The following is a 9400-nucleotide window of genomic DNA, read 5'->3' as shown; positions in this document are numbered from 1 at the left end:
CTGGGCGGGACCCCGGCCCTGGGCGCGTCCGGGGCCCTGGGCGGGGCCGGGGACCTGGGCGGGGCCGCCGCGCTGACGTTGCCCGCGCCTGCCGGGAGGCATCCTCTCGGCACGGTCTCGCTGCACCTGGTGGACAGGTCGCGGCCCGACCCCTGGGTGGCGGCCAGGCCGTACCGCGAGCTCATGGTGGGCATCTGGTATCCGGCGACGGACGCGCCGGACCTGCCGCTCGCGCCGCACATGTCGCCGCGCGCCGCCGAGGACTTCGGCCAGACCCTGGCGCGGGCGCTGTTCGGCATCCGGCCGGGCACGGTGGACTGGGGCGCGACCAGGACGCACGCCAGGGAGGGCGCGCCGATGAGCCGGGGCCGGGGTGACGGCCGGAGCGGGGGAAGGTGGCCGGTCGTGCTGTTCTCGGCCGGGTTCGGCGCGCCGCGTTCGGTCGGGACCACGGTGATCGAGGACCTGGCCGCCCAGGGGTACGTCGTGGTCAGCGTCGATCACACGTACGAGGCCGCGCAGGTGGAGTTCCCCGGCGGCCGGGTCGAGCGGAGCAAGATCCCGCCCGAGCCCACCCAGGAGCTGCTGAACAGGGCCCACGAGGTCCGGGTCGCGGACACGCGGTTCGTTCTCGGCCGGCTCACCCGCCTCGCCCGCGGGGGCAACCCCGACGCGGGACGGCGCCCGCTCCCGGCCGGGCTGCGCGGCGGCCTGGACCTGTCCCGCGTCGGGGTGATCGGCCACTCCATGGGCGGCGCCACGGCGGCGCAGGTGGCCCTCGACGATCCGCGCGTCGACGCGGGCGTCAACCTCGACGGCGGGCACCGCGGCCAGGTCGCCCGGACGGGCCTGGCCAAGCCGTTCCTCCAGCTGGCCGCCGAACCGCACACCCGCGCGGGCGACCCCACGTGGCGGTCCTTCTGGGACCGCTCGACGGGCTGGAAGCGGGAGCTGCGGTTCACCGGGGCCCGGCACTACTCGTTCACCGACGCCGAGGCGATCACGCGGCAGCTTCCCGGGGTGCCGGAGAGCACGGTACGCGACCTCGTCGGCACGATCGACCCGGACCAGGCCGTCGCCGCGCAACGGGCCTACGCCGCCGCCTTCTTCGACCTGCATCTGAAGGGGCGCCGCACTCCGCTGTTCGACGGCCCGAGCAGGGAGTATCCGGCGGTCGAGCTCATCCCGTAGCAAGCCCCCAGAGCCTGGGCCCTTCGTCCCACGGGCACCACTGATTCGACACCCCACATCGCGGCTGCCTAAGATCAACCACGGCACTCCCAGGAAACACGGCACCCCCAAGGAAGACGCATGGCATGACGAGACATGTGGACGAGGCCGCGGAGGCGGCGGCAGGCCACCGATTGCGGCCGGTCCGGCTGGAGACCGATGCCGCGGCGGTGTCCGCGCTGATGGTCGAGTACCTGACCTGGGCGTCAGGGCGCTTGCTGGAAGAGTACGGAGTCGATTCACCCACGGATCTCGACTCGGTCAGTGGATCGCTGGGGGCGTACACTCCGCCCACCGGCTCGATGACCGTCGCCGAACAGGGCGGCGACCTGATCGCGGTGGGTGCGCTGCGGACGCTCACGCCCGGCGTCGTCGAGGTCAAGCGGATGTATGTCGCTCCCCGGTGGCGGGCGAGACGTCTGGGATCCGCGATCCTCGACCATCTCCTGCGGGAGGCGCACGAGACCCTGCGCGCCACCACTGTGCGGCTGGACACCTGCCGTTTCATGGCGGACGCGCAGCGTCTGTATCTCGCGCGCGGCTTCGTCGAACGGGGGCCGTACGAAGGCACCGAGATCCCTCCGCATCTTCAGCAGTACTGGCGTTTCTTCGAGCTCGACTTGAGTTGAACGGGCGCGAGCGGCGTTCACAGGAGTACGGGGAGCCCGGTGAGGCCGCGCACGATTGACGGGGTCCGGTTCCAGTCGAGGTCCCCTGGTGCGCACGCCAGACGGAGTCCCGGGAAGCGGGACAGCAGCGCGCCGATCGCGATCTCGCCCTCCATGCGGGCCAGCGGGGCGCCGAGGCAGAAGTGGATGCCGTGGCCGAACGCCAGGTGCCGGTTGTCCGACCGGGTGATGTCGAGCGCGTCCGGATCGTCGAACGCCCGCGGGTCCCGGTGCGCGGCCCCGAGCAGGATGTGCACCCACGCGCCCTTCGGGATGACGACGCCGCCCATCTCCAGCTTCTCCAGGGCGATCCGCTGGGTGGCGCGCCCGACCGGGGCGTCGTAGCGCAGCATCTCCTCGACCGCCGCGGGCAGCAGCTCGGGGCGGTCCCTGAGCAGGCGGAGCTGGCCGGGGGCGCGCAGCAGCGCGAGCACGCCGTTGCCGATGAGGTTCACCGTGGTCTCGTGTCCGGCGATGAGCAGCAGCGAGATGATGTTGAGGAGCTCGCCGTCGCTCAGCAGGGCGTCGTCGTCGCGGGCTGCCAGCAGGCCGCTGATCAGGTCGTCGGAGGGGTTCTCGCGCCGCTCGGCGAAGACGCCGCGCAGGTAGTCGTTGAACGCCCTGGCGGTCGCGCGCCTGCGCTCGCGCATGTCCGGGGACGGATCGTACGCGATGAGGACGGCGGTCCAGGCCCGGAAGTCATCGCGGTCGGCCGCCGGCACCCCGAGCAGCTCGCAGATGACGGTGATGGGCAGGGGGAAGGCGTAGGAGGCGATGAGGTCCGCCTCGCCCCGTTCGGCGATCCGGTCCAGCAGCCCGTCGGCGATCTCCATGACGCGGGGCCGCAGCGCCTCGACGCGGCGCGCGGTGAACGCCTTGGCCACCAGGCCGCGCAGGCGGGTGTGGTCGGGCGGGTCGATGCCCAGCAGGGTCCCGCCGAAGAACATCTCGCCCTGGACGGGCACCGCGCTGTGGGCCGGATCCTTGGACAGGCGGGGGTCGTTCAGGGCCGACCGGGCGTGCTCGTGGTCGACCACGACGAAGGCCTCGGCGCCGGGCGGGAAGTCGATCGGGTGGACCGGGCCCTTCTCGCGCAGCGCGGCGTACCCGGCGTACGGGTCGGCGGCGAACGCGGGGGCCGACAGGAAGCTCGCCGGTAACTTGGCCGGCATCAGCGCACCCTTCCGACGGCCGCCAGGAACCCGCCCTTGTCCATGTCGAGCTTGACGTCGTGCTCGGGGCGCCACGCCTCGACCGGCACGATGCCGGGCTCGAGGAGTTCGGTGCCGTCGAAGTAGTCCTGGATCTGCTCGGGGGTGCGGGGGATGAGGTCTCCCGCCGCGGTGGCGGAGTACGCGCCGCGGACCCTGGCCTCCACCTCCTTGCTGATCTTTCCCGCGTAGCCGTGCGAGACGGCCAGGTAGCTGCCGGGCACGAGCCGCTCGCGCAGGCCGGCCACGATCGCGGCGGCCTCCTTGTCGTCGCGGATGAAGTGCAGGATGGCGAAGAGCAGGACGGCGACCGGGCGGCTGAGGTCGATCTGGGCGCGAAAGGCCGGGTGCTCCAGGATCGACGCAGGGTCGCGCAGATCGGCCTGGATGACGGTGGTGAAGGGGTCCTTGGCCAGCAGGGCCCGGGCGTGCGTCAGGACGATCGGGTCGTTGTCCACGTAGACGACGTGGGAGTCGGGGGCGGCCCGCTGGGCCACCTCGTGAACGTTCTCCTGGGTCGGCAGCCCGGAGCCGAGATCGAGGAACTGCCGGATCCCGCGCTGGGCCAGCAGGGTCACCACCCGGCACAGCAGGGCCCGGTTCTCGCGGGTGAAGGCCCGCACGTACGGCATGGCGGCCAGCACCTTCTCGGCCGCCGCGCGGTCGGCGGCGAAGTTGTCCTTGCCGCCCAGGTAGTAGTCGTACATCCGGGCCACGCTGGGGATGTGCGCGTCGATCACCCAGGTTGGGGCCCGTTCCTCGCGGCTCATGTCCAGAAGCCTCCGCTGTCGCCGGCGCGGCGATCCTGAAGGACCGGCGCCATCAGGAGATTACCGATACCCTTTCCGAAATATCTCGCTTTCCGTGAGCCCTTCCACACCATGACGAAGGGGGCACGTCAAGCGCTCCACGGCCCACCCCGCCGATCTGCGATGTATATTCTCGAACCGGTCCGGGAGGCCACCGCCGCCCCACGATGACGTCACACGCGTGACGGGATCGTTCTGAGTCTCGCCCCGGATCCATGAACTCGGGCGCGAGGGGGACGCCCCGACTGGAAGGCATTTCTTGGGGATGCATCAGGTGAGACATGAGGGCCTCGTGTCGCGCCCCGCCCAGCTCCGTGCCCGCGCACGCGAGGCAGAGGCGGTCGAACGGCTCGTCCAGGCGGCACGCTCGGGACAGGGCGGGGTGCTCGTCCTGCTGGGAGAGGCCGGCATCGGCAAGACCACGCTGCTGGAGCACGCCGTGCAGGCGGCGACGGGTTTTGAGTCGTTGCGCGCGGTGGGTGTCGAGTTCGAGATGGACCTGCCGTTCGCGGCGTTGCACCAGCTCTGCGAGCCGCTGCTGCACCGGGCCGGCCGGATCCCAGACTCTCAGCGGGAGGCGCTGGAGGCGGCGTTCGGGCTGCGCGGCGGGGTGGCGGCCGATCCCTTCCACGTCGGACTCGCCGTGCTCGGCCTGCTCGGCGAATCCGCCCGCGAAAGGCCGGTCCTGTGCGTGGTGGACGACGCCCAGTGGCTGGACAGCGCCTCGGCTCGAGTGCTGGCGTTCGTCGCCCGGCGGGTGGGGTCCATGGGCGTGGCCTTCGCGTTCGGGCTGCGTCACGTGCCGGATACCGATGTGCTGCGCGGGCTGCCGATCCTCAGTGTGCCTGGCCTGCCTGAGGCCGAGGCTCGGGCGCTGCTGGCGGCGGAGGTGCTGGCACCGCTCGATCTGGCGGTCCGAGAAAGGATCATCGCTGAGGCGCGGGGCAATCCGCTGGCGCTGCTGGAACTGGCGCGTAGTGCTGGTCCGGCGGCGATCGCGGGTGGTTTCGCTCTTCCGAGCACCGTGACGGGGCGTATCGAGCGGAGTTTCAGCGGTCGGGTGGCGGTGTTACCTCTGTACACGCGGCGGTTGCTGCTGGTGGCAGCGGCTGAGCCGGTCGGTGACCCGGCGCTGCTGCGGCGCGCCTGTGCTTGTCTGGGCATGGAGCTCGAGGCGGCTGCTCCGGCTGAGGCGGCCGGGTTGCTCGAACTCGGTTCGCGGGTGCGGTTTCGCCATCCGCTGGTGCGCTCGGCCGTCTACAAGGCCGCGCTGCCGGCCGAGCGCCGTGCCGCGCACGCGGTGCTGGCCAAGGCGACGGACGGGCGGGCGGACCCCGATCGGCGGGCCTGGCATCGGGCTCAGGCCGCCTCGGGGGTGGATGAGGACGTGGCGGCGGAGTTGGAGCAGTCGGCGCGGCGGGCGCAGGCCCGTGGTGGTCTGGCCGCCGCGGCGGCCTTCCTGGACAAGGCGGCGGCGCTGACGCCGGATCGGGCCCGCCGCAACGGCCGCCTGCTGGCGGCGGCGCAGGCCAAGCACGACGCCGGCGCCCCGGACGAGGCGCTGAGCCTGCTCACCGCGATCGACCCCGACGGGCTCGACGGCCTCCAGCACGCGCGGTCCGTGCGCCTGCGCGGCCAGATCTCGTTCGCGGTGCAGCGGGGCAACCAGGCTCCGCCGCTGATGCTCGAAGCGGCACGGCTCCTGGCACCATTGGACGCGGCGCTCGCCCGCGAAACCCTGCTGGAAGTGCTGTGGACGGCGGTGTGGGCCGGTCGATTCGGCCAGGTCGAGGAGACCGTCAGGGCGGCCCAGGCCGTGCTCTCCGGCGCACCCTCTCCACAGCCGCCGGGACCGGTCGACCTTCTGTTCAACGGCATGGCGCAGCTCTTCACCAAAGGGCCGGCGGCAGCCGTATCCGATATCCAGGCCGCGCTCCAAGCCTTCCGGCGATCAGGTGACATCCGGGCGCTCCCACTCGCCTGCCGCGCGGCCTGGGGTGTCTGGGACGAGGACGCCGTGGAAGCGCTCAGCACGCGGCTGGTCAAAACCGCCCGCGACTCTGGCGAACTCGCGGTGCTGTCGAACGGACTGACTTTCATGGCATGGCTGCACATGCAGGAGGGGCGCTTCGACAGGGCCACCGCGCTCGTGGGGGAGGCCGATGCCGTGGCGGAGGCGACCGGTGCGCCCAAGTCGACATACGCGTCAGCGCTGCTGGCCGGATGGCGCGGTGACCCCGACCAGGCCGGGCCGCTCTTCGAGGTCAGCGCCCGTGAGGCGACCGCACGCGGAGAGGGAACCGCGATCACCATCACCGAACTGGCCACCGCGGTGCTGCACAACGGAGGCGGCCGCTATGACGCCGCGCTCGTGTCCGCGCGGAAGGCCGCGGCGCAGGCCCAGTACTCGTCGATCGCGGTGTGGGCCCTGCCCGAGATCGTCGAGGCCGCCAGCCGCCTGGGACAGAAGGACGTGGCGATCGACGCGGCCGACCAGCTGGCCGAGAGGACCCGCCCGTGCGGCACCGACTGGGCCCTCGGCATCCAAGCCGCGACACAGGCCCAGATCGCACCCGACACCGTGGCGGAGGACCTGCACCGGGAGGCGGTCGAGCGACTGGGACGGACCCGGATGCGCGCGAATCTCGCGCGGGCGCACCTCGTCTACGGCGAGTGGCTGCGCCGCCGGGGCCGCCTGGCCGATGCCCGCGCCCAGCTGCTCACGGCCCACGGGATGCTGTCCACGATGGGGGCTCTGGCGTTCGCGGCGCGGGCGGATGCCGAGCTCAGAGCGCTGGGCGAGCACCGTCGCCCGGCGGACGGCTCCGAACCTCTCACCCTCGGCGAACTCCACGCGGTCGAGTCGCGGCCCGCGCTGCCCGCGGGGTTGACCGAGCGAGAGGTGCAGGTGCTCTGCCTGGCGGCCCATGGGCTGAGCAACCGGGAGATCGGCGAGCGGCTGTCGATCTCCGGCCGGACCGTGGGACACCACCTGTCGCACATCTACGACAAGACCGGACGGCGGACCCGGGCAGGGGTGGCGGTGTTCGCCATGGAGCACGGGCTCCTCCCCGACTCGAACGGAACGACCGGCGTACGGGCAGGCCAGTGACCCTGGGCGTGCCGGCCCTCAGCCTGTGGATCTGGGCGACTCCGAGTGACCCTGCCAACGGCGAGACGACACCATCGGTCCCGGGCCCTGGAAGGAAGTAGGACAGGCTCAGCTGTTCGGCCTTCACCCAGGCGAGTATGTCGTCGCGTCGTACGGCGAATCCTCCTCGATCAGTTTCTCCGAAGTCGCAGGGAGAGGGCGACGAGCCAGGCCGAGATGAGCACCGCGCCGACGGCGAAGCGCAGGCTCGCGCTGTCCTCGCTCCACGGCGGCACCGTCAGCACGAAGGTGGCGAGCATGCTGACCACGCTGTAGGTCGCCCAGCCACGGCCCGCAATCCCGCGCGCGAACACGAGCCCTGCCACCATCAGCGACATGAACGCCGAGGCCGCGAAGACCATGTGCACGGCGCTGTTGGTGCTGACGTGCTCCGGCACCCCCGCGGGCGCTCCGGGCGGCCAGCCCAGTGCGGGATCGGTCGTGAAGATCCCACCACCGACCATGGCGACGCCGTACACGCCGATCAGCGCCGGTCCGAGCACGCCCGCCAGGCCGGACCGGACGGCCCGTCGTGTTCCGATCGCGAAGGCGCACGCCAGCAGGCCCGTTAGCGCGAAGTTGGCGGTCTGCAGCCAGCCGAGATCGCCGAGCGTGAGGTCGCTCAGCGCGTGCCGCCGCAGGTCGAACCCAGTCCGGGTGAAGGCCTGCGCGAACGACACGACGGGAAAGAGGAACCCGGCGACCGTACCGCAGCCCAGCAGCAGCGCGCGCCGACGCCGAGCATCGACGCCCTCGGCCGAGGGTCCGCCCCCACCGCTCGCAGCTTCGCGACGGGCGCCGGTGGGTTCGACACGGCCGGATGCGGGTCCGAGACGGGAGGTCGTGGGTCCCGAGCCGGAGAACGTGGCTTCCGGTCCGGTCCCGGTCGCGGGTTCGGGAGTGGAGGTCATGACGATCCTTTCGCGTCACGGGTGGTCGCCGCCGCTCGGGGGCGGTGGGCCTGCCGTACGGCAAGCCTGCGAACGACGTACGGCACTGCTACGAACGAGACGTGGCCCGATGGACAGCCACCTGCGAAATTCCTCAGGATCCGTCGACGGCGGTGAGCCGGCGCCGGAGGTGGGCGCGCTCGGGCTCGCTCCCGGCCGCGTCGAGTGCCGCGTGGTAGGCTGCGGCGGCCTCGGGGAGGTGGCCGAGCTGGTGCAGCAGGTCGGCGCGGGCGAGCAGGTAGGGGTGGTAGCCGCGCAGCCGGGGCTCGTCCGCGAGCCCGTCCAGCAGCGCCAGTCCCGCCGCGGGCCCGTCGCGCATCGCCACGGCGGCGGCCCGGTTGAGCGCGACCACCGGGGACGGGTCGAGCGCGAGCAGCACGTCGTAGAGGGCCACGATCTGCGGCCAGTCGGTCCCGGCCAGGGACGCCGCCTCGTCGTGGAGCGCGGCGATCGCGGCCTGCACACCGTAGGGGCCGGGCGGGCCCCCGCGCAGCGCGGCGACCACCAGCGCCGCCCCCTCCCCGATCATGGCGTGGTCCCAGCGGGCGCGATCCTGCTGCTCCAGCAGCAACGCAACGCCGTCCGGACCGGTACGGGCGTGGCGGCGCGCGTGGATCAGCAGCATCAGCGCCAGCAGTCCGGCCGCCTCCCGCTCGGCGGGCAGCAGCCGGCGCAGGATCCGCGCCAGCCGGATCGCCTCCTCGGCCAGGTCGAGCCGCTGCAGGTGGGGGGGGCAGCAGCCGGCGCAGGATCCGCGCCAGCCGGATCGCCTCCTCGGCCAGGTCGAGCCGCTGCAGGTGGGGGCCGGAGCTGGCCGCGTAGCCCTCGGTGAAGATCGAGTAGATCACCTGGAGCACGCCGGGCAGCCGCTGCGGCAGCTCGTCGGGGCCGGGCACGCGGAACGGGATGCGGGCCTGGCGGATCTTCTGCTTGGCCCGGACGATCCGCTTGGCCATCGTCTGGACCGGCACCAGGTAGGCCCTGGCGACCTGCGGCGTGCTCAGCCCCGCCAGACAGCGCAACGTCAGCGCGCCGCGGTCCTCGGCGGGCAGCGCCGGGTGGGCGCAGGTGAACAACAGCCGCAGCCGCTCGTCCGGCAGGTCGTCGTGCGCGTCGGCCGGCGGGGCGTGCGCCGCCCGCTCGGTCTCCACCTGCAGGATGGCCAGCCGCGCGGCGTAGGCCCGGTCGCGCCGGAGCCGGTCCACCGCCTTGCGCCGCGCCGTGGTCATCAGCCAGGCGCCGGGTCTGGGGGGCACGCCCTCGACCGGCCAGTGCCTCAGCGCCGCCTCGATGGCGTCCGAGGTGACCTCCTCGGCCAGGTCCAGGTCGCCGAAGCGGCGCACGAGCGCGGCCAGCAACCGGCCGCGCTCCTCGCGGAAGA

At 72.8% G+C, this 9400-nt stretch carries 7 protein-coding genes and 1 pseudogene; 3 read left to right on the top strand and 5 right to left on the bottom strand.

Annotated elements, in window-relative coordinates:
• Together DQW85_RS04190 and DQW85_RS04185 are read left to right on the top strand one after the other, a co-directional pair.
• The coding region (locus DQW85_RS04190) for an alpha/beta fold hydrolase (RefSeq protein WP_113699098.1) at window positions 1-1191 on the top strand (1191 nt) is incomplete at its 5' end.
• A gap of 137 nt (window positions 1192-1328) precedes the next feature.
• Window positions 1329-1859: a GNAT family N-acetyltransferase gene (locus DQW85_RS04185; RefSeq protein WP_162794712.1), complete on the top strand. Its 531-nt coding sequence runs from the start codon at window positions 1329-1331 to the stop codon at window positions 1857-1859.
• Between the two features lie 17 nt (window positions 1860-1876).
• Here DQW85_RS04185 and DQW85_RS04180 read toward each other — a convergent pair whose 3' ends face one another.
• Both DQW85_RS04180 and DQW85_RS04175 read right to left on the bottom strand, forming a co-directional pair.
• Complete coding sequence (locus DQW85_RS04180) at window positions 1877-3070, bottom strand: cytochrome P450 family protein (protein WP_113699096.1); 1194 nt, start codon at window positions 3068-3070, stop codon at window positions 1877-1879.
• On the bottom strand, window positions 3070-3879 hold the full coding sequence (locus tag DQW85_RS04175; RefSeq protein ID WP_113699095.1) for an SAM-dependent methyltransferase: 810 nt from the start codon (window positions 3877-3879) through the stop codon (window positions 3070-3072). Before DQW85_RS04175 ends, DQW85_RS04180 begins: the two co-directional genes overlap by 1 nt.
• A 313-nt stretch (window positions 3880-4192) precedes the next feature.
• On the opposite strand from DQW85_RS04175, the gene DQW85_RS47535 reads away from it, so the two are divergent.
• Entirely contained in the window at window positions 4193-7030 is a 2838-nt protein-coding gene (locus DQW85_RS47535) for an AAA family ATPase (RefSeq protein WP_205314868.1), read from the top strand.
• A 170-nt stretch (window positions 7031-7200) separates the two neighbouring features.
• On the opposite strand, the gene DQW85_RS04165 is transcribed toward DQW85_RS47535, so the two are convergent.
• The 3 genes and pseudogenes from DQW85_RS04165 to DQW85_RS46480 all read right to left on the bottom strand — a co-directional run.
• Window positions 7201-7980 carry a DUF998 domain-containing protein gene (locus DQW85_RS04165; RefSeq protein WP_113699093.1) on the bottom strand — a complete coding sequence of 260 codons (780 nt, stop codon included), beginning with the start codon at window positions 7978-7980 and terminating at the stop codon, window positions 7201-7203.
• Window positions 7981-8113: 133 nt separating this feature from the next.
• A complete protein-coding gene (locus DQW85_RS46485; RefSeq protein ID WP_338043353.1) occupies window positions 8114-8686 on the bottom strand; it encodes a DUF6596 domain-containing protein in 573 nt (190 codons plus the stop codon).
• A gap of 163 nt (window positions 8687-8849) precedes the next feature.
• Window positions 8850-9362: pseudogene (locus DQW85_RS46480) on the bottom strand (sigma factor-like helix-turn-helix DNA-binding protein); the annotation flags it as partial.
• Between the last annotated feature and the right edge of the window lie 38 nt (window positions 9363-9400).

The organism is Nonomuraea lactucae (assembly GCF_003313395.1).
Taxonomy (GTDB): Bacteria; Actinomycetota; Actinomycetes; order Streptosporangiales; family Streptosporangiaceae; genus Nonomuraea; species Nonomuraea lactucae.
This window is presented reverse-complemented; position numbering and strand designations above follow the sequence as displayed.

Excerpts from the sequence above, each read along its gene's own strand:
- DQW85_RS04180 (WP_113699096.1), bottom strand. The coding sequence starts at position 3,070 with ATGCCGGCCAAGTTACCGGCGAGCTTCCTGTCGGCCCCCGCGTTCGCC.
- DQW85_RS04175 (WP_113699095.1), bottom strand. The coding sequence starts at position 3,879 with ATGAGCCGCGAGGAACGGGCCCCAACCTGGGTGATCGACGCGCACATC.
- DQW85_RS04165 (WP_113699093.1), bottom strand. The coding sequence starts at position 7,980 with ATGACCTCCACTCCCGAACCCGCGACCGGGACCGGACCGGAAGCCACG.